This window comes from Paraburkholderia sp. RL17-380-BIE-A, assembly GCF_046028085.1.
In the GTDB taxonomy this organism is placed as follows: domain Bacteria; phylum Pseudomonadota; class Gammaproteobacteria; order Burkholderiales; family Burkholderiaceae; genus Paraburkholderia.
The window spans coordinates 38,755-63,256 of sequence record NZ_JARESQ010000011.1; the positions used below are offsets into that span (position 1 = coordinate 38,755).

Genomic DNA, 24,502 nt, shown 5'->3' on the forward strand with positions numbered 1-24,502 from the left:
AATCGCTTACAGGTTCGTGAAGATGTCGCTGCCGAACCCGACGAGGCCGGCCTGGCCCGCGTAGCCGAGGTGGTCCAGCTGGAAGATGTCTTCAATGCTCTTGAGCATCGAATAGTGGTTGTACTGCACCGTCGATACCGTACCCGGCTTGATGAATTTCGAGATCATGACCGCGCCGGTCTGGTCGCCGCCGAAGCTCTGCTTGGTCAGGTTGATCGTCAAACCCTTGTACGTCAGCGAAGACGTCTGCGGGAACGACGGCAGATTCGGCCCCGGCTGCTGGCTGCAGCAGGTCGCGCCGGTGAAAATCAGATCCTCGCTCGTGCCCGACTGCGTCACCGTCGCGTAACTGCTTTCGTCGAAGTTGATGATCAGCAAACCGTCCTGCTGAAACGCCGGCGACGCCGTGATAATCGGCACCCACTTCTGGAGAAACGTGTTCGCGCTCGTCAGGCCACCCGGCTGGCCGTTCACGCACGGCGCGTCGTGGCCGTCGTCGCACAGGTTCGGCGTGATGAGGTTGAAGTTGGCGGTGGTCGAGATCGACTGCAGGTCGGTCGTGAGCTTGTTCAGATTAACGACGTTCTGCCCGCAGTCCGCCGAATCGATGATCGAGTGGAAGTACATGAACGGGTTGTGACGCGTCGCGTACTGGTCGCCCAGCGGCACGGCGGCGCTCGGCGCTTCGGCAGACTGCGTCAGGTCGGTCGTGTTGAGCGTCGGGTGGCCGCAAGTGGCGGCTTCACGCGTCGGATCGTTGCCCATGTCGCCTTCATAGCCCTTCCACGTGTAGCCCGCGGCCTTCAACTGGTCCGGCAACGTCTTGACGCTCGCCGGGTAGACGCAGCCCGAGCCGATCGCCTGGCCGTCCGATGTCACGCCCGTGAGCTTGTAGTCCTGATAGGTGATGCAGTCGTTATCCGTTTCCGGCGTCGCCGCCTGGCCGCTGATCATCGAGATGTAATTGTCGAGGCTCACATGCCCCGTGCCGTAGTACTGCTGCACCATCGCGCCCTGCGAAGCGAGCGTCTGCGAAAGATACGGCGCCTTGCTGTTCGCACCGAAGGTGGTCGCATAGTTTTCGTTCTCGAGCGTGATGACGAAAACGTGGCGGATCTGCTGCTGGCCGCTCAATTTAAGCGACGAGGATGACGATCCGCACGCGGCGACGATCAGGCCGATCAGGACCGCGCAAGCGACCATGAAGAATGCACGCAAGCCGCTGCGTTGTGACATGGAGTGCCCCTTTGTATTGGCGTTTTTAGTGGGGACAAACTTTATGCAGCGCGTATGACGCAGCCGTGAATCGCACTACATTCTTGCCATATAACGGTCATCTCGCGCGGCACATAAACGCGCCTGACGATGCCGGCGACCGGCTTGATCGACGGCCGCTCGCCGGTTCGCTTGTGGACGCACCGGCCGAATCCGCCGGGATTTGAGACAATGAAACCCGCCGGCGAATGTTTTCCCGGTACAACCGGGTGTAGGCTTGGCGTTCTTGCCGCTGTCGGCCCATTGAACAAGCGATGTTTTCAGGTATGGCCAAGACCGCATTTATTCCCAGCGTCCCCGCGACGTCCGAGGACGATTTTGAAATTTCAGCGACGTCGAAGCTCGCCGGATACAAGCGTTTTTTCGGCGTGTTGAAAGTGGTTCGAACCACCGACGCACGCGTGCTCTTTCCGTTCGACGGCGCGCCAGAGCTCGGGCCGTATGCGACCAAGCTGGAAGCGATCGCGGCGGCCCAGGTGTACGGCGAACACATTGTCGCCAGCGACCTGGCGCGCCCGGAGTTGTAGGCGCGAGAAGTCGCCGTTTTTGCGTTGATCACTGGGGTTTTTCGATTGCGTTGCGCGCTTGCGTTAATCGATCGTGATGATCACTTCGGGAGCAGCGAATGACCTGTCCGCGCAGATTCGCTTCATCGGCCGCTGTCATGTGGCGGGCGGCCGCGCTGGTGAGCATTCTCACCGTTGCGCCCTGTCAATCCAGCTTCGCTCAGGACGCCGATGCCCACGCCGGGCAGCAGGCGCTCGCACGCGCCGAGCTCGTTCACGCTCAAGTCCGTGTGGTCGCCATCGACACCGCCACGAATAGCGTCACGCTGCGCGGCCCGCGCGGCAACCTGGCGGACGTGGACGTCAATCCCGCTCTCGCGGATGTCAGTCGGCTCAGAGTCGGCGACAAGCTCAACGTTGCGTACCAGCAGGCGCTGCTGCTTAGCATCGACAGATTGTCCACCAGGGGTGTGCGCGAACGCGTGGAGACGACCGCTGCGATACCGGCTTCGGCAGGCTATGCTTCGTCGGCGCATAGCGTGAAGGTGGTCGCGACCGTGATGAAGATCGATCGCAAGAACCGCATGGTGACGCTGCGTGGCCCGAAACATCAACAGGAACTCAGGGCCGCCAAGGGGATTCCGCTTGGACAGTTGAAAGTCGGCGATAGCGTGCGTGCGGAGTTTGTTTCGGCGGCAGCGGTGGAATTGGTGCGGGAGTAAGGTTGTTTGCGGGCAACCGTAGGCACGAAAGAAAGACCTGGCGGGTGTTTTTCCAGCATGCGATCCCAAACGGGATAGGGCATTGTGCGTTCAAAGCGGTCGTTTCTCCGGGGTTCAAACGATGAGAAGATCCAACCTACGCAGCCAGTCTCTTTGCGCGATATGGTTCGGCATGCTCGCAAGCAGTGCCATCGCACAAAGCTCAGCGGACGACGCGAACAAGAGTAATAACCCGCTCAACGCGGCGCCCTCGTTCAACATACAGAATTACTTCACGCCAAACCTGTTCGGGGTCAGCGGTCACACCAACGATTTACTTTTGCGGCCGACAGTTCCGGTCGGCCCGATTGGGCCCATTGGCGTCCCACAGATTTTCCGGGCGACGGTGCCGGTCAGCACTCGCCCGGACGCCTCGGGCGGCTACAACACGGGCCTTGGCGACATCAATCTGTTCGACATTTTTTTATTATCGCAGTCGGATATCCAGATAGGTGTCGGCCCGCTGATCACGGCGCCGACCGCCACGGACCCAAGCTTGGGCACAGGGAAATGGCAGGCGGGACTTGCTGCGGTCGCCGTCAGTGCCACGAAGGCGCGTCTGCTCGGCGCGCTTGTACAGTGGCAGCATTCCTTCGCTGGCCAGAGCGGGCGACCCACAACACAATCGCTCACGGCCCAGCCATTCGGCATCTTCAATCTACCTGACGGATGGTACATCCGGTCAACCGGCACATGGACCTTCGACCTCCAGCGTGGTACGTATTACATTCCGGTCGGCCTCGGTGCGGGCAAAGCATGGAAGAGCGGCTCGACCATCTATAACGCATTTATCGAACCTCAGTATTCGGTGGCTCACTCTGGCGCCGGGGTACCTCAGTTCACGCTATTCGCCGGGCTGAACCTGACATTCGGAAAATAACGAAGCGACTCTGAGAGGTTAAATAGTGAAACTTTCCAAGCTCTTTATTTCCACCTCGATATGCTTATTGATTTCCATGGGAATGTGCTGCCTGACCTCTGCTCCAGCCAGTGCAACAACGGCAGCGACATCGGTAACGGCAACTCCTGAGGAAGCCAGGACGATTGCAAAAGATGCGTTCATCTATGCGTATCCGATGCTTTACAACTACAAGACGATGTACGAGCAGGCGATTGACCCTACTGCCAAGGCCTACGTAGGGGGATTTGGGAAATTCAGAAACTATTCGCAGCCCTATGGCCCTGAGAACAAGGAAATCGTCACTCCAAATAACGACACGCCTTATTCATGGGCATGGCTCGACCTCCGGCGAGAGCCTTGGGTGCTGACTGTTCCTCCGGTACCCGAGAATCGATACTTTGTCTTTCAATGGATTGACCTGTTCACCTATAACTTCGCCTACGTCGGCTCGCGAACGACGGGCAACCAAGGCGGCCACTACCTGTTTGCGGGACCGAACTGGCACGGCGAGACGCCCAAAGGTATCGACAAGGTCTTCCGTTCGGAGACCGACTTCATTCTGACGCTGGGACGCACAGCATTAAATGGCCCCGGCGACGTGAGCGCCATGCAGGCTATCCAGAAGCAGTACCGGCTCACGCCGCTTTCTTCGTTTGAGCATGTCAAGGCACCGCCCTCTGTTCCAAAGGTGGCCTTTCCGAAGTGGGACGAGCCGAAGGCGACATCCATCGACTTCATCTCATACGTGAATTTCCTGCTGCAATATACGCAGCCGCCTGCGCCGTCGGAAGTCGAACTGATGGAGCGGTTTTCAAAGATTGGTATCGCGCCCGGCAGACCCTTTGATGCTTCCGCGCTGCCAGTTGATATCCGGCAAGCTATCGAAGCAGGTGTGGCGGATGGCAAAGCCGCGCTAGCCGATGCGGAAAAGCATACGACGAGTTCCTACGACATCTTTGGCTCCCGGCAGGAGATGAACGGCGACTATATGAAGAGGGCTGTCGCCGCGGCCATGGGCATCTACGGCAACACCAAGGAAGAAGCCGTCTACGTAGGCACGCGCGTCAATGCAGACCGCGAACAGTTGCTAGGTTCCCAGCCGTATGTCATTCACTTTGACAAGAAGGACTTGCCGCCCGCGAAGTTCTTTTGGTCGATGACAATGTACGACCTGCCCGGACGTCATCTCGTGGCGAATTCCATTAATCGTTATTCGATTGGTGACCGCACGAAGGGCCTGAAATACGGTGCCGACGGTTCTCTCGATATCTACGTTCAGCACGACTCGCCCGGCAAGGAGAAGGAATCGAACTGGCTGCCCGCACCCACGGGCGCATACAACGTCATCGCCCGGATTTACGGTCCGGGGCAGTCAGTATTTGACGGCACTTGGAAATTCCCCGTCCCACAGAAGCAGTAAGCCTGCGTGGAGGGATCGGAGTGGGGCATGAATAGAAAGGCGGCGACGTGGGTCACAGCGGTTTTGCTTGCGTCGCTCGCGAGTCGTCGCGACGCAAGCACCCGCTCCCTCACTCCACCGTGACCGACTTCGCGAGATTTCGTGGCTTATCCACGTCCGTACCCCGCGCACATGCCGTGTGATACGCCAGCAACTGCAGCGGCACCACATGCAGGATCGGCGACAGCAGACCATAGTGTTCCGGCATCCGGATCACATGCAGGCCTTCGTCGTTGACGATCTTCGTATCCGCGTCGGCGAACACATACAACTGACCGCCGCGCGCTCGCACTTCCTGAATATTCGACTTCAGCTTTTCCAGCAGCGCGTCGTTCGGCGCCACCGTGACCACCGGCATGGCTTCGGTCACGAGTGCAAGCGGCCCATGCTTCAGTTCGCCGGCCGGATAAGCCTCGGCGTGAATATACGAGATCTCCTTGAGCTTCAGCGCGCCTTCAAGTGCGATCGGGTAGTGCAAACCGCGCCCGAGGAACAGCGCATGTTCCTTGCGCGAAAACTCTTCCGACCACGCGATGATCTGCGGCTCCAGCGCCAGCACACTATTCAACGCAGCCGGCAAGTGGCGCAGTTGCTTCAGATATTCAGCTTCCTGCTCTTCGCTCACACGACCGCGCAGTTTGCCCAGCGTGGCCGCCAGCACGAACAGCGCGACCAGTTGCGTTGTAAACGCCTTGGTCGATGCCACGCCGATCTCGCGGCCCGCGTGCGTCAGGAATGACAACCCGGTCTGCCGCACCATGGCGCTCGTACCGACGTTGCAGATCGCCAGCGTGTGTTGATGACCGAGTTCCTGCGCATGCTTGAGCGCCGCCAGCGTGTCCGCCGTCTCACCCGATTGGGATATCACCACGACCAGCGACTTCGGATTCGGCACCGACTCGCGGTAGCGATATTCGCTGGCAATTTCCACCTGAGTGGGAATCTTTGCGATCGATTCGAGCCAGTACTTCGCCGTGAGCCCCGAGTAGTAGCTCGTGCCGCACGCCAGAATCAGCAGGCTGTCGATTTCCGCGAATACCTTGCCCGCGCCCTCGCCGAATAGCGACGGATCGAACGAATCCGATTGCGGGATCGTGTCGGTGATCGCGCGCGGCTGCTCGAAAATTTCCTTCTGCATGAAGTGGCGATACGGGCCGAGTTCGACCGCGCCGCCATATGCCGCAACTTGACGCACTTCGCGCTGCGCTTCATAGCCGTCGCGATCGGCGATACGCACGCCCTCGAGCGACAGTTCGCAAACGTCGCCTTCTTCGAGGAAGATGAACCGTTCGGTGCTGCCCGCGAGCGCCAGCGCGTCCGAAGCGAGGAAGTTCTCGCCCTGGCCGAGCCCGACCACCAGCGGCGAGCCCTGCCGCGCGCCGACCACCGTATGCGGCTGGTCCTTATGCAACACGGCAATCGCATACGCGCCGTGCAATTGCCCGACGGCTTCACGCACAGCCGCGAACAGATCGCCGCGATACAGGCTGTGAATCAGATGCGCGATAACCTCTGTGTCGGTCTGCGAGACAAACGTGTAACCCTTGCCGCGCAGCATTTCGCGCAGCGTTTCGTAATTCTCGATGATGCCGTTGTGTACCAACGCGAGTGCATCTTTCGAGAAGATCGGGTGCGCGTTGTCCGTGACCGGCGCGCCGTGCGTCGCCCAGCGCGTATGCGCGATACCCGTGATGCCTTCGAGATGGCTCTCGTGCACCTGCTCGTCGAGATCGGCTACGCGCGCCACGCTGCGCGCACGGCGCGGACCGTCGGCGCCGAGCACGGCCACGCCGCACGAATCGTAGCCGCGATATTCGAGACGACGCAGTCCTTCGATCAGGACCGGAACGATATTACGTTGCGCTACCGCGCCGACAATGCCACACATGGCTCATTCCTTTTCAGTGCTAGTGCCGGGTTTCAAGGAGCGCGCCTTGTGCGCGCGTCACGCCGATCAACTCTTTTTCTTGGTCGGGCGCACGTAGCCCGGTTTGCTCGTTTGCGTCTTGTCGTTCAGGACCAGCGCGTCAGCTTCGACGTCCTTCCAGACCGTGGTGCCCGCCGCGATCGTCACGCCGCGCATCACACGCACCGGGGCGACCAGTTGTGTATCCGACCCGACGAAAACGTCGTCTTCGATAATCGTGCGGAATTTGTTCGCGCCGTCGTAATTGCAGGTGATGGTGCCCGCGCCGATGTTCACCCGCGCACCGATATCCGCGTCGCCGATATACGTGAGGTGGTTCGCTTTCGAGCCGTGACCGAGCACCGCGTTCTTCACTTCGACGAAGTTGCCGACATGCGACTCGTCGTGCAGCGCCGCGCCGGGGCGCAGCCGCGCGTAAGGTCCGAGCACGACATTCGCGCCGACTTCAGCGCCTTCGATATGCGTGAACGCGTCGACGCGCGTGCCGGCGCCAATGTTCGCATTGCGGATCACGCAGTTCGGCCCGACGGTGACGTTGTCGGCCAGCGTGACGCGGCCTTCGAACACGCAGTTCACGTCGATCGAAACATCGCGGCCACATTCGAGCGTGCCGCGGACGTCCAGACGCGCCGGATCGGCAAGGGTCACACCCGCGACCAGCAACGCATCCGCCACGTTGTGCTGATGAATCCGCTCGAGTTCGGCAAGCTGCTGCTTGCTGTTCACGCCGAGCGTTTCCCATTCGTCGTCCGGTTGCGTGGTGACGACTTCGAGGCCGGCTTCGATCGCCATTTCGACCGCGTCGGTCAGGTAGAACTCGCCTTGCGCATTGTCGTTCTTCAACGCGGCAAGCCAGCCGCCCAGACGCTCGGTCGGCGCGACGATGATGCCGGTGTTGATCTCGGCGATCTTAAGCTGCTCGGGCGTAGCGTCTTTCTGTTCGACGATGCGCGCCACCTTGCCTTCTGCATCACGCACGATGCGGCCGTAGCCGCTCGGGTCCGCGAGCGTGACAGTGAGCACGCCGTAGCCGCCCTGCCCAGCGCGCTCGGTCAATGCCTGCAGCGTGCTGGCGCGCGTGAGCGGCACGTCGCCATACAGCACCAGCGTGGGCGCGGACGGATCGAGCAGCGGCAACGCTTGCTGCACCGCGTGGCCCGTGCCGAGCTGCTGTTCCTGCACGGCGAACTGCACGTCCGGCGCGGCGACGGCTTTGCGCACGGCTTCGGCGCCGTGGCCGATCACCACCACCAGATGCGTGGGCTTGAGCGTGCGAGCCGTTTCGATGACGTGAGCGAGGAGCGGCCGACCGGCCAGGGGATGCAGCACCTTGGGAAGCGCGGACCGCATGCGCTTGCCGGTGCCTGCCGCCAAAATCACAATGTTCATGGCACGGCAAATAGACGAGTTTGGAGCCGACGATTCTAACACGCACCCTCTAACGAAAAAGGCCGCTGTCGCGGCCTCGTTGCAAGCTGAAATGGGCGGAGACGCCCATTCCACGGGCGTTTTGGTCAAAGATCGTCAAACTGGACGATCGCAATCGATTGCGCTCCACCGAGCGTCGCGCTATTACCGGCATCGGTCGAACACGGCTCTTCGTCGAACGCGATATCGCCTTGCGGATCGGCCTCGCCGGTTGCCCGCAGGCCAGCGAACGGGAACAGCTTGTGGTCCATCAAATGCGAAGGCACGACGTTCGACAACGCATTGAACATATTTTCGATGCGGCCCGGGAAGCGCTTCTCCCAGTCGCGGACTAGCGCCTTCATTTCCGCGCGCTTGAGATTCGGCTGGCTGCCGCAGAGATTGCACGGAATGATCGGGAATTCGCGCAACTCGGCGTACTTCTCCAGATCGGTTTCCTTCACGTAGGCGAGCGGGCGGATCACGATATTCTTGCCGTCGTCCGATTGCAGCTTGGGCGGCATGCCCTTCAGCTTGCCGCCGTAGAACATGTTCAGCAGCAGCGTTTGCAGAATGTCGTCGCGATGATGGCCGAGCGCGATCTTGGTCGCGCCGAGTTCGCCCGCCACGCGGTACAGAATGCCGCGCCGCAGCCGCGAGCACAGCGAGCAGGTGGTCTTACCTTCCGGCACCAGCCGCTTGACGATGCTGTACGTGTCCTGATTCTCGATGTGAAACGGAATGTCGAGTTGCTTCAGGTACTCGGGCAGCACGTGCTCGGGGAAGCCCGGCTGCTTCTGGTCGAGATTCACCGCGACGATGTCGAAGTTGATCGGCGCGCGCTCGCGCAGCCGCATCAGGATTTCGAGCATCGCGTAACTGTCCTTGCCGCCGGACAGACACACCATGACCTTGTCGCCGTCCTCGATCATGTTGAAATCAACGATCGCCTCGCCAACCTGGCGCGCAAGCCGCTTGAACAGCTTGTTGTTCTCGTACGCTTCTTTCTGTTCGCGGCGCGTGAGCGGCGACTTCGCACGCGCGGCGGCCGGCGTGGCGCCGGTTGCGTCAGCGGCTGCGGCGGCCGTGGCGCCGTTCAGGATTTGCGGAGCATTCATGGCTCAATCCTCTTTGATACGGAAGACTTCGACGCCTACCGCGTCGCAGTCGGGATACACATCCGGCTTTTCCGTCGACACGCGCGCGGCCCGCACTTGCGGATGTTCGAGCATGGTCTTCACGAGATCGTCGCAAAGCGTTTCCTGCAAGTGGATATGGCCTTGCTCGACGCGGCGCGAGATGGTGGAGCGCATGAAGTCGTAATCGACCACTTCGTCCAGCTTGTCCTGAACCGGTGTGGACAGCGCGAGCGGCACGTACAGTTCGACGTTGATCACGACGCGCTGTTCGCCGCGCTTTTCGAAGTCGTGCACGCCGATGTTGATGTGCACTTCGTAATTGCGCAGAAAGAGCCGGCGGCAATCGGCGAGCCGGGGATGCGAAAGAGCGGCAAACATGTTCGTTCCAGTCGAAAAAAGCGTGCGGAGCACGCAAAGGGGCGCTTCACAGCGCGGCGGCCGCCCATCTGGCGAATGGCCGCGCGCGCTTCAGGCGCCCGTCAAAAACATTACGTCGCGCGGCAGCGGCACGAGGTGCTGCCCGCCGTCGACCACCAGCGTCGTTCCGGTCACGCCCGCTGCATCCGCGAGATACAGTGCGGCGGCGACAATATCCTCGGCCCGCGACGCGCGGCCCAAAGGCGTAGTACGGTGAGCGGCTTCAAAACCGTCCGGCGTCTGATCGCCGGATTGCATCGTCAGGCCGGGCGCGAGCCCGACCACGCGCACTTTCGGCGCCAACGCCTGAGCCAGCGCGACCGTGGCTGTCTGCAACGCCGCCTTGGTCAGCGTGTAGGACAGGTAGTCCGGATTCATGTTGTACAGCTTCTGATCCAGCACGTTGATGACGACGCTGCGCAGGCTTTCGTCCGTGCGCGCCGCCTCCGGCGTCAATTCGTACAACCCGCGCGCCAGCACCAGCGGCGCACCGACGTTCATTGCGGTCAGCTTCAGCAGCAGCTCGTAACCGACGGTTTGCGCCGTGTCTTCCTCGAAGCGCGACGCATTGTTGACGATACACGAGGGCCGGCCCAAGGCGTCGATACAAGCCGGCAAAAGCCGTTCGACTTGCGCCTCGTCGCCCAATTCGGCGTGCAACGCGACCGCCCGGCGGCCCAACGCGGCGATTTCAGCGACCAGTTCTTCGGCTTGCGCCCGCGAGGCGCCGTAATGGACGGCCACGTCCCAGCCGCGCGCGGCGAAGCCGAGCGCGAGCGAGCGCCCGATACGGCGGGCGGCGCCGGTAATCAGCACGACGCGCGGCGTGTCAGGCGCGCGGGCGGAGACGGTGTCCAGAGAGGCGGTCATTTACAATGCGGGGATGAATCCGAAAGCTCACCAACCCGATAGTTTACCTGCTCCCGGCCCGAGCGCGCTTGCGCAGTCCGAAGCGCTGGTCGCGCAGATCCGTGCGGAGCTCGAAGCCGCCGGCGGCTGGCTGCCGTTCGACCGCTACATGGAACGCGCGCTGTACGCGCCGGGACTGGGCTATTACAGCGGCGGCGCCCGCAAATTCGGTCTGCGCGGCGACGACGGCAGCGACTTCGTCACCGCACCGGAACTGTCGCCGATGTTCGCCGCGACGCTGGCGCGCCCGGTCGCGGAAGCCTTGCAGGCGAGCGGCACGCGCGACGTGATGGAATTCGGCGCCGGCACGGGCAAGCTCGCCGCCGGCCTGCTCGAAGCGCTCGACGCTTTGGGTGCGCAATTCGACAGCTACTCGATCGTGGATCTTTCGGGTGAGCTTCGCGAGCGCCAACGCGAGACGATCGAAGCCGCCGCGCCCGCGCTCGCCGCCAAAGTGCGTTGGCTGGACGCTTTGCCGGAGCGGTTCGACGGTGTGGTGATCGGCAACGAGGTGCTGGACGCGATGCCTGTGCGGCTGTTCGCCTTTACCGGCGGCGCCTGGCACGAGCGCGGCGTGGCATGGCGCGGCGACGCGTTCACCTTCGACGACCGGCCTGTGTCCGCCGCGGCGGACCTCGCGCTGCTGTCTGAGATCGACGCAGCCGGCGAAGACTACGTGACGGAAACGCACGAAGCCGCCAGCGCATTCACGCGCACCATCTGCACGATGCTCACGCGCGGCGCGGCCTTCTTCATCGACTACGGTTTTCCGCGTCACGAGTACTACCATGCGCAGCGCGCGCAAGGCACGTTGATGTGCCACTACCGGCACCGGGCGCACGGCGATCCTTTCCTCTATCCGGGGCTGCAGGACATCACGGCGCACGTGGAATTCACCGGTATCGCCGAAGCCGGCGTCGAAACCGGCGCGGACTTGCTGGGGTTCACGTCGCAGGCGCGGTTTCTGCTCAATGCGGGGATTACCGAGGCGTTATCGGAGATCGATCCCACGGACACCAAACAATATTTGCCCGCGGCGAATGCGGTGCAGAAGCTGTTGTCTGAGGCGGAGATGGGCGAACTGTTCAAGGTGATCGCATTCTCGCGTGGGCTGGACGACACGCTGCAAGCGTTCTCCAGCGGCGACCGGTCGCACACGCTGTGAACTCCGCCTTCAGGAGCTGACCATGATCCGCTGGCTATTGACTACGTTTATCGCCGTGGCGGTGTTGTCGTCCTGCTGGCCCTGGCTCAGGAAAATTGGCATTGGACGCATGCCAGGCGACGTGACCTTGCGGCTCTTTGGGCGGGAGTACCCGTTTCCGTTTATGTCGACGTTGGTGCTTTCTATGGTGTTGTCGATTGTTGCCAGGCTTTTGTAGGTTAGGGTTTTTTTGCGTTTTGGCCAGGGTGTTGGTCCTTTTGCTGGTCGCCTAGGGTGTTGGCCTTTCCTTGCTAGCTTCGTGGTCTATTGGCGTTGCCCCTGTGCGGGGCGGCACCTACTTTCTTTGCCGCGGCAAAGAAAGTAGGCAAAGAAAGCCGCTTTGAACCGCTAATTTTTAAGCGGGTCCCTCGCACAGTCCCGGTAGTGGTTCATCTGGAATCTGTGTTCTCGCACATTCCGCGTCGGTGACAAGGCGCTCATTCTTCCGGCGGCGCTGCGCGCGCCGTGGCGGTCTGGCTTCAACCGATCGCTTCGTTTCTTCCCGGCGTTTCTGCTGCGTCGTAGTATTTCGTGCGTGGGCGTGCTTGGGAAATTTCGGAAATCGTGCTGGTGCGCAGCTTTTAGCTCGCATGGGTGATCACTCGCGAAGCAAGACGTTTAAACTCAATTCGCCGTCAAGACAGCGACGGCCAGGCTTGGCGGCCTGCTACCAAACACGCGCCCGCTTTGGCGGGGGCGTGTGTCTATCTCAGCGCGTCTTATGGGCGGGCCTTGATGGGGAGGCCTTCGGGCCTGCCGGTTTGGTAACGGCCGCCAACCTTGTCACTGTGCCCGCTCACCACCTTGCAAGCGCGTGTCGGGCGATCCAAGTAAGTTTCAGGGAGATCGCGCCATGATTAAATCCGTCAAGAATTCACGCACTACGCCGCGCCCACCCGTCGATGCACTTCAATACGAAAAACTGGCCTTATCTGCTTTCGGAATGATTGACCGGCAGCTAAGTCAACTGGACAAGCTGGCCACGTTTGCGGCTTCGATAGTTAGGAGTCCGGCGGTGACGCGAGAAGAAAGACATCGGCAGCGGAGGCTACTGGAACTGCTGTTGGACACCGTCGAGGACTACCGACGCGAAGTCGAGAATGATTGTGAGTTGTATCAGGTCATCGCACTTGACGCGAAGGGAATTCCGCGGAGCCGCATCACGGCGCGTCATGCAGCGGACCTACTGGCAAAGGCTACGCGGACGGCGGCGAATAGCCGTGCACGAATCGGAGCAACGAGGGGGACGCATAACAGGCCAATGCAATTCAAAACGGTTTCACGTCGCACAGTGACTGCACACTGACGAAGATCCGCGGCACCGCACTGCGGCCATGAAGAAAGGCGCATGTGTCGTTCGCATTCCGAGGGTACTGCGGCGCGACGCGAAGCGCGCGCCGCGGCGACCGCGAATGTACTGGTCACCGCTAACGTTTCCCTGACGCAACCACGCTAAAAAGCTGGAATTCTTGAACAGCACATCGCCGAGGCGGAGCCGACGGCTCCCCGTGCGCACAGAGAAACCAACGCATTTCAAGCAGCCCCTTCCGGCGAGCGCATTGCGCGAGGCGGGAAGAATGAGTGCTTTGTCACTGAGGCGTAATGTGCGAGAACACTGATTCCAGATGCACCACAACCGCGACTGCGCGAGGGACCCGCTTAAGAGTTAGCGGTGTGAGCCGCTTTCTTTTGCCTACTTTTCTTTGCGGCCGGCAAAGAAAAGTAGGTGCCGCCCCGCACAGGGGCAACGCTAATACACCACAAACAAAACAAGGAAAGGCCAAAGCCCGAAGAACCCCCAAAAACCCGCCAGGCAGGCCAAAAACCCCTCACCCAACAACCCCTTCCACAGCCCGAACTCGTTCCAGATGCACGGCGTCCTTGATTCCGGCCGGCGCATCGGCAAGTCGTTTGGCCACGGCACCGGCGTCCACGGCACGCGCGGCGACGAGCGCCACTCTCAACCTCTCGGCCTGCGGATAATCCCGCATCTCAAACCCAAGCCGCCCACGCGCATCGGCTTCACAAGCCTGCAAGGCTTCGGCAAATCGCGCGGGCTTGCGAATCGCATCGCACCGCTCGATCAACCTCACCAGCGCAGCCGCGCCCATCTCCATCACGCGATGAATATTGCCATGCTCGCGCGCAACCAGAATCGCCAGGTCGCGGCAATCATTGGGCACGCGCAGCCGCTCGCATAAAGGCTTCAGCAGATCCACGCTGCGCCCCTCATGGCCGATATGCCGCGGCAGCACGTCTTCGGGCGTGGTCGCCTTGCCAAGGTCGTGCGCGAGAGCGGCGAATCGCACCGGCAGCGTATAGCCTTGCTGCGCCGCATGGTCAACCACCATCATCACATGCACGCCCGTATCCACTTCGGGGTGATAGTCGGCGCGCTGCGGCACGCCGAACAGCGCGTCGATTTCCGGCAGAATCCGCGCCAACGCCCCGCATTCGCGCAGCACCTGGAACATGCGCGACGGCTTCTTTTCCATCAAACCGCGCGACACTTCCTGCCACACGCGTTCGGCCACCAACGCGTCCACTTCGCCGTCGGCGACCATCTTGCGCATGAGCGCCAGTGTCTCCGGTGCGACCGTGAAATCGACAAAGCGCGCCGCAAACCGCGCGATCCGCAAAATTCGCACGGGGTCTTCGAGAAACGCGTCGCTGACGTGGCGAAACAGGCGCGCCTGCAAGTCGCCCTGGCCGTTGAACGGGTCGATCACCGGGCCGGTCAACTCGCCGTCCGGGCGCACCTCGCGCGCCATCGCGTTGATGGTCAGGTCGCGGCGCGCCAGGTCCTCCTCGAGCGTGACGTCCGGCGCATAGAAGAACTGGAAGCCGTGATAGCCGGCCGCCGTCTTGCGCTCGGTGCGGGCGAGCGCGTACTCCTCATGTGTCTCGGGATGCAGGAACACAGGAAAATCCTTGCCCACCGGACGGTAGCCTTGCGCCACCATCTGCTCCGGCGTCGCGCCGACCACCACATAATCACGGTCCTGCACCGGTACGCCCAGCAGCTCGTCGCGGATCGCGCCGCCTACTGCATAGATGTTCATGGGCATACGTCTTGATAAGCGATCGCATGCGTTTCGCTCAGCGCGGCGTCGATCCACGCTTTCACTGCCGGCAATTCGCTCACGCGCTGCACGTAAGCTTTGGACACTTCCGACAACGCCGGCTGCCAGGTCCTGAAGCGCATCACGACCGGCGCATACATCGCATCGGCAATGCTGAACTCGCCGAATAGAAACGGGCCGCCGTAGGTGTCGAGGCAGTCGCGCCAGAGCGCCTCGATCCGCGCGATATCGGCCAGCGCGCCCGGCGTGGCATTCTTGCCGGGGAAGGACGCGCGAATGTTCATCCACATGTTCGAGCGCAATTCGCCGAAACCCGAGTGCATCTCCGCGCTCACGCTGCGCGCATGGCTGCGCGCGACCGCGTCGCGCGGCCATAGCGCATGCTGAGGAAAGCGTTCGGCCAGCGTTTCGGCGATCGCCAACGAATCCCACGTGGCGGACCCGTCGTCGTTTAGCAGGCACGGAATCTTGCCCGGACCCGACGGCGCAAGCGCAAGCACTTTCGCGTTAGTGTCGGGCTGATTCAGATGAATCAGCACTTCCTCGAACGCAATGCCGAAGTGTTTGAACAGCAGCCACGGACGCATCGACCATGACGAATAATTCTTGTCACCAATAATCAGCTTCATGCTTTGTATCTGGAATGAGTGAAGGTAATTCAGCGTCCCGCGCTGGCGCGAAACGTGTCGAAGCGCGAGCGCGTCGACGCGCCGGTCAGATAGATCGGCGCGATCGTTTCGATACTGGCCGGCTCGATGCCGAGTTCAGGCGCGAGCGGTCCGCTCAACACGTTGTCGACCTTCATCGAATCGAGATTGTCGCGCGAGATCACCGGTTCGCCGGGCGCCATTTCGAAAGTCAGCGCCTGCAGGCGCGCGAACGCTTCCGGCAAACGGATGATGCGTGCATGCTTGCCGAGCACGTCGCCGCAATATTTGACGAGATCTTCGAGCGTATAGACGGTCGGGCCGCCGAGTTCGTAGGTGCGGCCGCTGGCGGCATCCAGATCGAGCACGTTGACGATTGCCTTTGCCACATCGCCGACATACACCGGCTGGAATTTGGCGTCCGGCATCGCGAGCGGAATCACTGGAAACATGCGCTGCAGGAACGCGAATTTGTTGAGGAATTGATCTTCGGGGCCGAATACCACCGACGGCCGGAAAATCGTCCACGCCAGATTGGCCGCATGCACGGCCTTCTCACCGTCGCCCTTCGAGCGCGCGTACATGCTCGGGCCATTCGAGTCGGCGCCGAGCGCGCTGATATGAATCAGGCGGTGCACGCCCTTGCCTTCGCATGCCGCCACGATTTTGGTCGGCAAGTCCACGTGCATGCGTGCGAATTCCGGGCCGTACGGCGTGCCGCGTTTGCCGTGCAGCGTGGCTACGAGGTTGATCACGCAATCGGCGCCCTCGACAAAGCGCGCGAGTTGAACCGGATCGAACACGTCCGCTTCGATCACGTCGATGGGCAACAGGGTGAGATGGCGGGCGTTGTAGCGCCGCCGGGTGGCGATCCGCACGTCTTTGCCCGCTTCGACGAGGGCGTTGACGAGATGGCTGCCGATAAAACCGGAACCGCCGATGATCGCAATGGCTTTGTGTCGCATTTTCGACTCCCTGGTGGAAGCCGCGGCAACGGCTGGCGTGGCGCGCCGCCGCTCGAAACGAGGCGGCGGCGGCACGGCGCTTACGGTGCGATATAACCCAGACGCGCCTTCAGCGATTGCGGACGGCCTTCGAACAATGCCGCGTAATAGACCGTGTTGGATAACACATTCTTAACGTAGTCGCGCGTTTCCTGGAACGGAATCGCCTCGGCGAAGATCGCGCCTTCCACCGGATGCTGCAAGGATTGCCGCCAGCTGCGCGGACGGCCCGGGCCTGCGTTATAGCCCGCGGTGGCTAGCACGGCGGACCCGTCGAACTGATTGTAGATCATCGACAGATAGTTCGTGCCGAGCAGGATGTTGGTGTTGATGTCGTTCATCTGCTCACGCGAGATCGGACCCAGGCCGATCTTCTTCGCGACCAGTTGCGCGGTGCCCGGCATCAACTGCATCAACCCGCTCGCGCCGACTTCCGAGCGCGCGTTCATGATGAAGCGCGACTCCTGGCGAATCAGCCCGTATGCCCATTCCACGTCCAGCCCATTCGACTGCGAATCACGCTCGACGATATCCTTGAACGGCGACAGATAGCGCAGCGAGAAATCGTGCTCGCTCTTCGTGCGGTCCGCCGTGTTGACGGTGCGGTCATACAGCTGGATACGGCGTGCGTATTCGGCCGTGGCGAGCAGTTGCCGGTCGCTCATGTTGCGCAGCGGCCAGTTCCATTCGCGATTGCCTTCGAGCCGCAGATTCAGCGCATAGAACCGTTGCGCCAGGTCGAAGCCGGGCGTGTTGCCGGCTTGCTGGACCTCGGCGTCGCTCACCGCGGTTTTTGGCGGGACCGTGATCTTCTGGCCCAGTTCTTCCGCCGCCAGTTGGCCGTAGAAGTTGTAGCCCTGCGAAATCGACTCGAACTCCTGATTGGCCGTGGTCGTGTCGCCCGCCTGCTTGAGCGCTCGCGCATGCCAATACACCCACGACGGCTGGTTGCGCAGCGCCGCCGGCATCTGTTCGATCGACCAGCGCACCATCGTCCAGTCGCCTGCGAGCAATGCGGTGCGGGTGCGCCATTCATACGCGGGGTTCGAGAGCGGCGCATTCACCGACAGGCGATACCAGTCCACCGCGCCCGGCATCTGCTTGGCGGCAGCCTGATAAGCAATCGTGCCCCAGCCGATCGCGCGTTCGGGCGAACTCAGCGACGGCGCCACCGAGGCGAACGTGGCTGCGGCCATGGCCGGATCATTGCGCGCCATGCGTGTGATAGCCAGCAACGCCAGTTGATGCGACTGCGTATCCGGCCCGACGCCGCGCGCCAGCAGCAACGGCGGCGTATTGGCGGCCTGATTGAACAGCACCGGGTCGGGCGGCTGGTTGCTGAGCGCGTCGACGAGCTTCGCGCCGGTGTTGGTGTAGTTCTGTTCGTAGGCGAGGCGGATCTGTTGCCACACGTCGGCGGAACTGAACTGCTGATTGATGGCCAGCGCGTTGATCAGATCCACGCAGCCGTCGCCGTACCATTTCGGATCGACCAGCAGCGCGCGGGCCGCGTCGGCGACATTTTCGCCGCGCGAGGCGCGCGATTCGAGCGCGTAGCACTTCACCTGGGTATCGTCGTTCAGGACGAAGCGGGCGTATTGCTGATCGAAGTTGCGCCAGTCGTGACGCGCGCCGAGCACCGTGAGGTAGTCGTTGCGCAGGCGGTCTGCGATCGCCTGGCCGTCGTACTTCTGCAGGAAGCTCAGCACCGGCGCGTCAGGCGCGTCGATGCGCGCGTGCCCACTCGAATCGAACAACTGCGGCTTGATCTGGAAGTACTCCAGATACGCAGGCGCCGGATAGTCCGGAATCATGCTGGCAAGCTGCGCTGCACGCGCCGCGTCGTTACTACGGGCGGCCTCGCGTAGCTGAACGAAGATCTGGTCGTCGTTCGTGAGTTGCGAAAGGGGAAGGGGCTTGACGGCGGAGGCCGTGCTGCACGCGACGAGTGCCGCAGCGGCAAGCGCCAGACCGGCCGCGCGATATACTCGGTAAAGGCGTTTTGACATCGTTGTTTCTGGAGCGCGAATTGAACTCAAGCATAGCATGCAACCCTGCCGCCGAATCGAAAAAGGCGCTGCGTAAAATGCTATTGGAAGCAAGGCTGCAAGCGGCTTCCGAGCCGGCGCGCAATACCGCGCTCGCACGGCGCCTGCTCGATGCGTTGAAGCAGTACGGCGTGAATAGCGTGGGATTCTACTGGCCGCTCGCCGGCGAGTTCGACGCGCGTGCGGCGATCTCGATCTGGCTTGCGGCAGGCGCGCAACGCGAGGCCAGTTTGCCGGTGATCAAGGCGCGCGGCGAGCCGCTGGAATTTCACGCATGGACGCCCGACATGCCGATGAAGATCGGCCATCACAAGATCGCCGAGCCGTCTTCGGGGCGTATCGTGACACCCGAACTGCTGTTCGTGCCGTGCGTGGGTTTCGACGCCCACGGCTACCGGCTCGGTTATGGCGGCGGCTATTACGATCGCACGCTGGCTGCGTGGCCGGGCGCGAAGAAGCCGATCACCGTGGGCATCGCCTACGAAGCTTGCCGCACGCCCGCATTGCAGCGCGAAACCCACGACATTCCGCTCGATCTGATCGTCACCGAGGCAGCGCTCTACCCGCACCCGGCGGGTTAGGCGTTCGGCGGGTGCCGCGCCGGGCGGCCGCGCCAGCCGGACGCACACCGGGCCGCGTTATAAAGACGCGGCCGCCCGCGCCGCCGTGTCGTAAAGACCGGACGCGTTGCGCATCAGTTGCGCCGCCTCGCCGATCTGCTCGTTGGTCAGGCCGCTTTCCTTCAGCGTGGAGATCAGGCAACTCTCACGCACCTCGCGATATTTCAGACAGAGCTCACGGCCGGCTTCGGTTGCCGAGAAGAACACTTCCTTGCCGGTCTTTTCGCTTTTTACATACCCTCTAGCTACGAGCTTCTTCAATGCGTAAGTGGCGACGTGCGTGTCTTCGATGTTCAGAACGAAGCAGATGTCCGCCAGCTTCTTGCGGCGCTCGCGATGGCTGACGTGATGCAGCAGCGAGACCTCGATAGCGGTCATGTCCTTGTCTCCCGCCGCCGACATGCAGCGCACCATCCATCGATTGAAGGCGTTGCCTGCCATGATGAGCGCGTACTCGAGTTCCGACAGCTCCGCGCTGGTCTCAGACACGAGATGTTCCGAGGAAACGATCTTGGTGGGATGGCGCGACATGGCAAAGATTCTCGAGAGGCAGATTGGGAAGGTGTCGGGAGTGTACGACGAGCGCTCGATCCCAGGGAGCCTGGCAAAAACGCTTATTGAGAAATTGTTGATATTTTATTGATAATGTACGCTTCAATCGTCGCCTGCCCGATGCCGATAACCGGTCAAAGGGTGTGCTGTGCCCGAATCCTCCGACTCGACCTGGGCCGTTAACTCATGAGCCAACCAAGAATCTTTCCGCTCGGCGATACCGCGCTAGTCTGCGAGGCGCCGCCGCCTGCCACGCTGGAATGCCAGCGTCGCGTGTGGGCGGCGGCCGCTGCCGCGCGCGAATGGCCGCATGTGCTGGAGGTGGTGCCCGGCATGAACAATCTCACGCTGGTTTTCGATCCGCTCGAGGCCGACCGCGACGCGCTGGTAAGCCACCTGCAGACGGCCTGGAATGCGGTGAGCGACGCGCCCGCGCCGGGCCGCGAAGTCGAGATTCCGGTGCAGTACGGCGGCGAGTTCGGTCCTGATCTGAAAGCGGTCGCCGATCACACGGGTTTGAGCGTGCGCGAGGTCGTCGAACGTCATTCGAATGGCGACTACGTGGTGTTCTTCCTCGGCTTCCAGCCGGGCTTCGCCTATATGGGTGGGCTCGAAGCCGCGCTGCACACGCCGCGCCGCGCGTCGCCGCGGCTCGAAGTACCGGCTGGGTCGGTTGGTATCGGCGGCGAACAGACCGGCATCTATCCGGCCACGTCGCCCGGCGGCTGGCAGTTGATCGGCCGCACCGAGCTGCCGCTGTTCGACCCGGCGCGCCGGCCGCCCACGCTGCTGCAACCGGGCGACCGGGTGCGCTTCACCATCGCGGGGATACAGGCATGATCGATGTGATTCGCGCGGGTCTGTTGACCACGATTCAGGATCTCGGCCGTCATGGCTACCGGCATCTGGGCGTCGCGATGGGCGGAGCGCTCGACCGTCTGTCGCTCGAAGTCGGCAACCGGCTGGTCGGCAACCGGCCCGATGCGGCCGGTCTGGAAATCACCTTCGGGCCGACCGTGCTGCGCTTTCTGCGCGCCACGCGGGTCGCGATCACCGGCACCGAGTTCGGCGCGACGCTCGACGGCAAACCGGTCTACTCGTGGTGGAGCCTGCCGGTGCAGGCCGGCCAGGAACTGGTGTTGAACGCGGCGAAGCGCGGCATGCGCGGTTATGTGTGCGTGGCGGGCGGCGTCGACGTGCTGCCGATGCTCGGCTCGCGCAGCACCGATCTGGCGGGCCATTTCGGCGGACTCGGCGGCCGGGCGTTACGCGACGGCGATCGCCTGCCGGTGGGTGCGCCGCCTCAGCGCGGCCATCTCGGCTTTACGCCCGAGGCGCCGGAGTTCGGCGTGAAGGCGCCCGCGTGGTGCAAGTTCGTGCTGGTTCACGAGCCGCTGCGGCGTGGGCGTCATCCGTCCGGCGTGCCGTGGGCCGTGCCGATCCGCGTGCTGCGCGGACCGGAGTACGAGCACTTCACCGAGGAAGCCCACGAATCCTTCTGGTCCGATGAATGGCTCGTCACGCCGAACAGCAACCGCATGGGCTATCGCCTTGCCGGCGCCGAGCTCAAACGCACGCAGAAAACCGATCTGCTTTCGCACGCCGTGCTGCCGGGCACGATTCAGGTGCCGCCGAACGGCCAGCCGATCGTGCTGTTGAGCGATGCACAAACCACGGGCGGCTATCCGAAGATCGGCGCGGTGATTCAGGCCGACCTCTGGAAGCTCGCGCAGGTTCGCCTGAACGCATCCGTACGCTTCATTCCGACGACGCCTTACGAGGCGCGTCAGGCTTTGCTGGAAGAGCGCACGTACTTGCGGCAGATCGACGCGGCGATCGCCATGCATGAAGAACGCTGCGCGCGCCAGTCGGCCGTCGCGGCGCTGTAATACTGAGTAGGGGAACTCCATGGAAATCGATTTGAACGCCGACCTCGGCGAAGGCAGCGGGTCCGACGAGGCGCTGCTGGACCTCGTCAGCTCGGCGAATATCGCGTGCGGCTGGCACGCGGGCGGCGCCAATGCGATGCACGACTGCGTGCGCTGGGCGGTGCGGAAAGGCGTGTCGATCGGCGCGCATCCAAGCTTCAACGATCCGGAAAATTTCGGTCGCAAGGAAATGGATCTGCCGGCCAACGAGATTTACGCGGGCGTGTTGTACCAGCTCGGCGCACTCTCGGCGATCGCCCAGGCGGAGGGCGGGCGCATTGCGCACGTCAAGCCGCACGGCGCGCTGTACAACCAGGCCGCGCGCGATGACAGGATCGCCGACGCGATCGTCTCGGCGGTGCACGATTTCGATCCGTCGGTGGCGGTGTTCGCGCTGGCCAACAGCGGACTCGTGACGGCCGCGCGCAACGCGGGCCTCACCGCGATCGAGGAAGTCTTCGCCGATCGCGGCTATCGCGCTGACGGTTCGCTGGTGCCGCGCAAAGAACCCGGCGCGCTGCTCGACGACGAAGACGAAGTGCTGGCGCGCACGCTCACCATGATTCGCGAGCAACGCGTGCAGGCCGTGGACGGCCAATGGGTGCCGCTGAACGCGCAGACCATTTGCCTGCACGGGGACGGTCCGCATGCGCTGGCGTTTGCGCGGCGCATTCGTGGCGCGCTGCGGGACGCCGGCATCGAAGTCCATGCGGCCGTCGCCGCCCGCGCCTGAGCGTCGGCCGAAACGCGAGCCGGACAGCGCGATTCAAACCTTCTGCACCTTTCCCACGCCCCGCTTCATGCGGGGCGTTTGCCAGGTACAGGGCGCATAGCAGTACCCGTAGTCAGCAGGTGTAGTTCGAAGCAGAGGCGGCCATCAAGAGCCGTCGCAACAAGACGGCGCCCGGACCACCGGACGCCGGCCCACGTTAGCCGTCACAAGCGGCAAGGTTGAAACCCTGTTTGGAGATCCAGATGCAGACAACAGTCAGTCTATGGCCGCTCATTGGCGTGGCCGTCATCATCGTCGGCTTTTTATTGCGGTTCAATCCGATGCTGATCGTGGCGGTCGCCGCGATTATCACGGGCCTCGCCGCGCACTTCCCGCCTGAAAAGATTCTTGCCGAGATCGGCACCGGTTTTATCAAGACCCGCAATATCCCGTTGATCATTCTGCTGCCGCTGGCCGTGATCGGTCTGCTCGAACGGCACGGACTGCGTGAACGCGCGCAAGCGTGGATCGGCGGCATCAAGGCCGCGACCGCCGGGCGTCTTCTGATCGTCTATCTGCTGGTGCGCGAACTGACCGCGGCGGTCGGCCTGACCGGACTCGGCGGCCATCCGCAAATGGTGCGTCCGCTGATCGCGCCGATGGCCGAAGGCGCGACCGAAACCCGCTTCGGCAAGATCAGCGACGCCGTGCGCTTCAAATTGCGCGCGTTCTCCGCGGCGACCGACAACGTGGGGCTCTTCTTCGGCGAGGACATTTTCGTGGCGTTCGGCGCGATCGTGCTGATGACCACCTTCCTGAAGGAAGCGGGAATCATCGTCGAGCCGATTCACGTGGCCGTGTGGGGCATTCCGACCGCTATCTGCGCATTCATCATTCACGGCTTCCGCCTGTATCTGCTCGACCGCAAACTCGAACGCGAACTGCGCGGCAACGCCACGGCCAGCCAGGCTGCCGTTTCGCCGAAACAATCCGCCGCAGGAGACCAGGCATGACGCTCTCGATCACCTATCTGTTCTGGCTGTTGGGCGTGGTGCTGCTCGTTGTCGGCGGCATGATCGTCACGGACAAGGATCACCCACGCCGTTTCACGGCCGGCGGTTTCTGGATTCTCTACGCGCTGATCTTCCTGATCGGCGACAAGCTGCCGCCGGCCGTGGTCGGTGTGCTCGTCATCGTGATGGCGCTGATTGCCGGCTTCGGCGGCGTGACCGCGGCCAAGCCGAAAGTGCTGTCGCTCGAAGCGCGTATGGCCAGCGCCGCGCGTCTTCGCAACAAGCTGTTTGTGCCCGCGCTGACGATTCCGGTTGTCACCGTGATCATCACGCTCTCGGCGAGCCATCTGGTGTTCGGCGGCTTGCCGCTGATCGAGAAGGCCAACGTCACGCTGATCGGTTTCGGGATCGGCTGCGTGATCGCGCTCGCGATTGCCTGCGTAATGACGCGCGACACCGTCGGCCAGTCGATGAAGGAAACGCGCCGGCTGGTCGATGCGTTGTCGTGGGCAGCAGTGCTGCCGCAGATGCTCGGCATGCTCGGCCTCGTGTTCTCGGACGCCGGGGTCGGCAAGGCCGTCGCACACGTGACCACGGCCTACATCAGCCTCGACTATCGCTTCATTGCGGTGGCCGTGTACTGCATCGGCATGGCGCTCTTCACCATGGTGATGGGCAACGGCTTCGCCGCATTCCCGGTGATGACGGGCGGCGTCGGCGTGCCGATTCTGGTGGGCGTGTTCCACGGCAATCCGGCGGTGATGGTCGCGATCGGCATGTTCTCGGGCTACTGCGGCACGCTGATGACGCCGATGGCCGCGAACTTCAACATGGTGCCGGCCGCGCTGCTGGAATTGCCCGATAAGAACGCAGTGATCAAAGTGCAGATCCCGACCGCGCTGACCTTGCTGATCGTGAATATCTTCCTGCTGAATTTCCTGATGTTCTTGTAGGACTTTTTCTTCAGCAATCAATAAACACTGACGCATC

Annotated in this window: 24 protein-coding genes; 13 read left to right on the forward strand and 11 right to left on the reverse strand. The window is 62.5% G+C overall.

All coding sequences use genetic code 11. From position 1 onward, the window contains the following. Positions 1-6: 6 nt before the first annotated feature. Positions 7-1,236 (reverse strand): alkaline phosphatase family protein, encoded by a 1,230-nt coding sequence (locus P0D68_RS19555; RefSeq protein ID WP_408303260.1) that lies wholly within the window; start codon positions 1,234-1,236, stop codon positions 7-9. Positions 1,237-1,541: 305 nt separating this feature from the next. Between P0D68_RS19555 and P0D68_RS19560 the strand changes: the two genes are divergently transcribed. From P0D68_RS19560 to P0D68_RS19575, 4 genes are all read left to right on the forward strand, one after another. After that, positions 1,542-1,802: a DUF6723 family protein gene (locus tag P0D68_RS19560; RefSeq protein ID WP_091798249.1), complete on the forward strand. Its 261-nt coding sequence runs from the start codon at positions 1,542-1,544 to the stop codon at positions 1,800-1,802. 98 nt (positions 1,803-1,900) lie between these two features. Continuing rightward, positions 1,901-2,503, forward strand: coding sequence for a hypothetical protein (locus P0D68_RS19565; RefSeq protein WP_408181379.1), 603 nt, complete (start codon positions 1,901-1,903; stop codon positions 2,501-2,503). 172 nt (positions 2,504-2,675) lie between these two features. Further along, the gene (locus P0D68_RS19570; protein WP_408303257.1) at positions 2,676-3,422 is read left to right on the forward strand and encodes a hypothetical protein; all 747 of its coding nucleotides are present in this window, start codon (positions 2,676-2,678) and stop codon (positions 3,420-3,422) included. A gap of 25 nt (positions 3,423-3,447) precedes the next feature. Further along, positions 3,448-4,863 (forward strand): DUF1254 domain-containing protein, encoded by a 1,416-nt coding sequence (locus P0D68_RS19575; protein ID WP_408181383.1) that lies wholly within the window; start codon positions 3,448-3,450, stop codon positions 4,861-4,863. 109 nt (positions 4,864-4,972) lie between these two features. Here P0D68_RS19575 and glmS read toward each other — a convergent pair whose 3' ends face one another. The 5 genes from glmS to P0D68_RS19600 form a co-directional block, all read right to left on the reverse strand. Continuing rightward, a complete protein-coding gene (gene glmS, locus P0D68_RS19580) occupies positions 4,973-6,790 on the reverse strand; it encodes a glutamine--fructose-6-phosphate transaminase (isomerizing) (RefSeq protein ID WP_408299906.1) in 1,818 nt (605 codons plus the stop codon). A 66-nt stretch (positions 6,791-6,856) separates the two neighbouring features. Beyond that, the gene (glmU, locus tag P0D68_RS19585) at positions 6,857-8,218 is read right to left on the reverse strand and encodes a bifunctional UDP-N-acetylglucosamine diphosphorylase/glucosamine-1-phosphate N-acetyltransferase GlmU (protein ID WP_408299904.1); all 1,362 of its coding nucleotides are present in this window, start codon (positions 8,216-8,218) and stop codon (positions 6,857-6,859) included. A 125-nt stretch (positions 8,219-8,343) separates the two neighbouring features. Beyond that, positions 8,344-9,354, reverse strand: coding sequence for a tRNA 2-thiocytidine(32) synthetase TtcA (ttcA, locus tag P0D68_RS19590; protein ID WP_408299902.1), 1,011 nt, complete (start codon positions 9,352-9,354; stop codon positions 8,344-8,346). 3 nt (positions 9,355-9,357) lie between these two features. Continuing rightward, positions 9,358-9,753 carry a dihydroneopterin aldolase gene (locus P0D68_RS19595; protein ID WP_091798215.1) on the reverse strand — a complete coding sequence of 132 codons (396 nt, stop codon included), beginning with the start codon at positions 9,751-9,753 and terminating at the stop codon, positions 9,358-9,360. A 90-nt stretch (positions 9,754-9,843) separates the two neighbouring features. Next, positions 9,844-10,662: an SDR family oxidoreductase gene (locus P0D68_RS19600; RefSeq protein ID WP_091798212.1), complete on the reverse strand. Its 819-nt coding sequence runs from the start codon at positions 10,660-10,662 to the stop codon at positions 9,844-9,846. 13 nt (positions 10,663-10,675) lie between these two features. On the opposite strand from P0D68_RS19600, the gene P0D68_RS19605 reads away from it, so the two are divergent. The 3 genes from P0D68_RS19605 to P0D68_RS19615 all read left to right on the forward strand — a co-directional run bounded on the left by P0D68_RS19605 (position 10,676) and on the right by P0D68_RS19615 (position 13,211). Then, entirely contained in the window at positions 10,676-11,866 is a 1,191-nt protein-coding gene (locus P0D68_RS19605) for a class I SAM-dependent methyltransferase (RefSeq protein ID WP_408299900.1), read from the forward strand. Positions 11,867-11,888: 22 nt separating this feature from the next. Beyond that, positions 11,889-12,083 carry a DUF2905 domain-containing protein gene (locus P0D68_RS19610; RefSeq protein WP_091798205.1) on the forward strand — a complete coding sequence of 65 codons (195 nt, stop codon included), beginning with the start codon at positions 11,889-11,891 and terminating at the stop codon, positions 12,081-12,083. A 675-nt stretch (positions 12,084-12,758) separates the two neighbouring features. Continuing rightward, positions 12,759-13,211 carry a hypothetical protein gene (locus tag P0D68_RS19615; protein ID WP_408299898.1) on the forward strand — a complete coding sequence of 151 codons (453 nt, stop codon included), beginning with the start codon at positions 12,759-12,761 and terminating at the stop codon, positions 13,209-13,211. Positions 13,212-13,734: 523 nt separating this feature from the next. Here P0D68_RS19615 and P0D68_RS19620 read toward each other — a convergent pair. The 4 genes from P0D68_RS19620 to P0D68_RS19635 form a co-directional block, all read right to left on the reverse strand. Further along, entirely contained in the window at positions 13,735-14,967 is a 1,233-nt protein-coding gene (locus tag P0D68_RS19620; protein WP_408181507.1) for a multifunctional CCA addition/repair protein, read from the reverse strand. Next, positions 14,964-15,617, reverse strand: coding sequence for a glutathione S-transferase family protein (locus P0D68_RS19625; protein WP_408299896.1), 654 nt, complete (start codon positions 15,615-15,617; stop codon positions 14,964-14,966). Before P0D68_RS19625 ends, P0D68_RS19620 begins: the two co-directional genes overlap by 4 nt. A gap of 29 nt (positions 15,618-15,646) precedes the next feature. Further along, entirely contained in the window at positions 15,647-16,600 is a 954-nt protein-coding gene (locus P0D68_RS19630) for a complex I NDUFA9 subunit family protein (protein WP_408181511.1), read from the reverse strand. 80 nt (positions 16,601-16,680) lie between these two features. Then, entirely contained in the window at positions 16,681-18,648 is a 1,968-nt protein-coding gene (locus P0D68_RS19635) for a lytic transglycosylase domain-containing protein (RefSeq protein WP_091798190.1), read from the reverse strand. 77 nt (positions 18,649-18,725) lie between these two features. Between P0D68_RS19635 and P0D68_RS19640 the strand changes: the two genes are divergently transcribed. Next, on the forward strand, positions 18,726-19,268 hold the full coding sequence (locus tag P0D68_RS19640; RefSeq protein WP_286162012.1) for a 5-formyltetrahydrofolate cyclo-ligase: 543 nt from the start codon (positions 18,726-18,728) through the stop codon (positions 19,266-19,268). Between the two features lie 57 nt (positions 19,269-19,325). Here the strand turns inward: P0D68_RS19640 and P0D68_RS19645 are convergent, their stop codons facing one another. Beyond that, entirely contained in the window at positions 19,326-19,838 is a 513-nt protein-coding gene (locus tag P0D68_RS19645) for a winged helix DNA-binding protein (protein WP_007179899.1), read from the reverse strand. Between the two features lie 207 nt (positions 19,839-20,045). Here P0D68_RS19645 and pxpB point away from each other — a divergent pair, with 207 nt between their 5' ends. From pxpB to P0D68_RS19670, 5 genes are all read left to right on the forward strand, one after another. Continuing rightward, positions 20,046-20,699: a 5-oxoprolinase subunit PxpB gene (pxpB, locus tag P0D68_RS19650; protein WP_408181516.1), complete on the forward strand. Its 654-nt coding sequence runs from the start codon at positions 20,046-20,048 to the stop codon at positions 20,697-20,699. Beyond that, positions 20,696-21,748, forward strand: a complete 1,053-nt coding sequence (locus P0D68_RS19655; RefSeq protein WP_408181518.1) for a 5-oxoprolinase subunit C family protein — start codon at positions 20,696-20,698, stop codon at positions 21,746-21,748. The genes pxpB and P0D68_RS19655 overlap by 4 nt, the downstream gene beginning before the upstream one ends. 19 nt (positions 21,749-21,767) lie before the next feature. Further along, the gene (pxpA, locus tag P0D68_RS19660) at positions 21,768-22,520 is read left to right on the forward strand and encodes a 5-oxoprolinase subunit PxpA (protein WP_408299892.1); all 753 of its coding nucleotides are present in this window, start codon (positions 21,768-21,770) and stop codon (positions 22,518-22,520) included. A gap of 242 nt (positions 22,521-22,762) precedes the next feature. Then, the gene (locus P0D68_RS19665) at positions 22,763-23,512 is read left to right on the forward strand and encodes a DUF969 domain-containing protein (protein ID WP_408181522.1); all 750 of its coding nucleotides are present in this window, start codon (positions 22,763-22,765) and stop codon (positions 23,510-23,512) included. Next, the gene (locus P0D68_RS19670; RefSeq protein WP_408299890.1) at positions 23,509-24,465 is read left to right on the forward strand and encodes a DUF979 domain-containing protein; all 957 of its coding nucleotides are present in this window, start codon (positions 23,509-23,511) and stop codon (positions 24,463-24,465) included. Before P0D68_RS19665 ends, P0D68_RS19670 begins: the two co-directional genes overlap by 4 nt. Positions 24,466-24,502 lie beyond the last annotated feature (37 nt).

Coding starts and splice junctions, on each gene's coding strand:
- P0D68_RS19555 (WP_408303260.1), bottom strand. CDS start 1,236: ATGTCACAACGCAGCGGCTTGCGTGCATTCTTCATGGTCGCTTGCGCG.
- P0D68_RS19560 (WP_091798249.1), top strand. CDS start 1,542: ATGGCCAAGACCGCATTTATTCCCAGCGTCCCCGCGACGTCCGAGGAC.
- P0D68_RS19565 (WP_408181379.1), top strand. CDS start 1,901: ATGACCTGTCCGCGCAGATTCGCTTCATCGGCCGCTGTCATGTGGCGG.
- P0D68_RS19570 (WP_408303257.1), top strand. CDS start 2,676: ATGCTCGCAAGCAGTGCCATCGCACAAAGCTCAGCGGACGACGCGAAC.
- glmS (WP_408299906.1), bottom strand. CDS start 6,790: ATGTGTGGCATTGTCGGCGCGGTAGCGCAACGTAATATCGTTCCGGTC.
- glmU (WP_408299904.1), bottom strand. CDS start 8,218: ATGAACATTGTGATTTTGGCGGCAGGCACCGGCAAGCGCATGCGGTCC.
- ttcA (WP_408299902.1), bottom strand. CDS start 9,354: ATGAATGCTCCGCAAATCCTGAACGGCGCCACGGCCGCCGCAGCCGCT.
- P0D68_RS19595 (WP_091798215.1), bottom strand. CDS start 9,753: ATGTTTGCCGCTCTTTCGCATCCCCGGCTCGCCGATTGCCGCCGGCTC.
- P0D68_RS19600 (WP_091798212.1), bottom strand. CDS start 10,662: ATGACCGCCTCTCTGGACACCGTCTCCGCCCGCGCGCCTGACACGCCG.
- P0D68_RS19605 (WP_408299900.1), top strand. CDS start 10,676: ATGAATCCGAAAGCTCACCAACCCGATAGTTTACCTGCTCCCGGCCCG.
- P0D68_RS19610 (WP_091798205.1), top strand. CDS start 11,889: ATGATCCGCTGGCTATTGACTACGTTTATCGCCGTGGCGGTGTTGTCG.
- P0D68_RS19615 (WP_408299898.1), top strand. CDS start 12,759: ATGATTAAATCCGTCAAGAATTCACGCACTACGCCGCGCCCACCCGTC.
- P0D68_RS19620 (WP_408181507.1), bottom strand. CDS start 14,967: ATGAACATCTATGCAGTAGGCGGCGCGATCCGCGACGAGCTGCTGGGC.
- P0D68_RS19625 (WP_408299896.1), bottom strand. CDS start 15,617: ATGAAGCTGATTATTGGTGACAAGAATTATTCGTCATGGTCGATGCGT.
- P0D68_RS19630 (WP_408181511.1), bottom strand. CDS start 16,600: ATGCGACACAAAGCCATTGCGATCATCGGCGGTTCCGGTTTTATCGGC.
- P0D68_RS19635 (WP_091798190.1), bottom strand. CDS start 18,648: ATGTCAAAACGCCTTTACCGAGTATATCGCGCGGCCGGTCTGGCGCTT.
- P0D68_RS19640 (WP_286162012.1), top strand. CDS start 18,726: ATGCTATTGGAAGCAAGGCTGCAAGCGGCTTCCGAGCCGGCGCGCAAT.
- P0D68_RS19645 (WP_007179899.1), bottom strand. CDS start 19,838: ATGTCGCGCCATCCCACCAAGATCGTTTCCTCGGAACATCTCGTGTCT.
- pxpB (WP_408181516.1), top strand. CDS start 20,046: ATGAGCCAACCAAGAATCTTTCCGCTCGGCGATACCGCGCTAGTCTGC.
- P0D68_RS19655 (WP_408181518.1), top strand. CDS start 20,696: ATGATCGATGTGATTCGCGCGGGTCTGTTGACCACGATTCAGGATCTC.
- pxpA (WP_408299892.1), top strand. CDS start 21,768: ATGGAAATCGATTTGAACGCCGACCTCGGCGAAGGCAGCGGGTCCGAC.
- P0D68_RS19665 (WP_408181522.1), top strand. CDS start 22,763: ATGCAGACAACAGTCAGTCTATGGCCGCTCATTGGCGTGGCCGTCATC.
- P0D68_RS19670 (WP_408299890.1), top strand. CDS start 23,509: ATGACGCTCTCGATCACCTATCTGTTCTGGCTGTTGGGCGTGGTGCTG.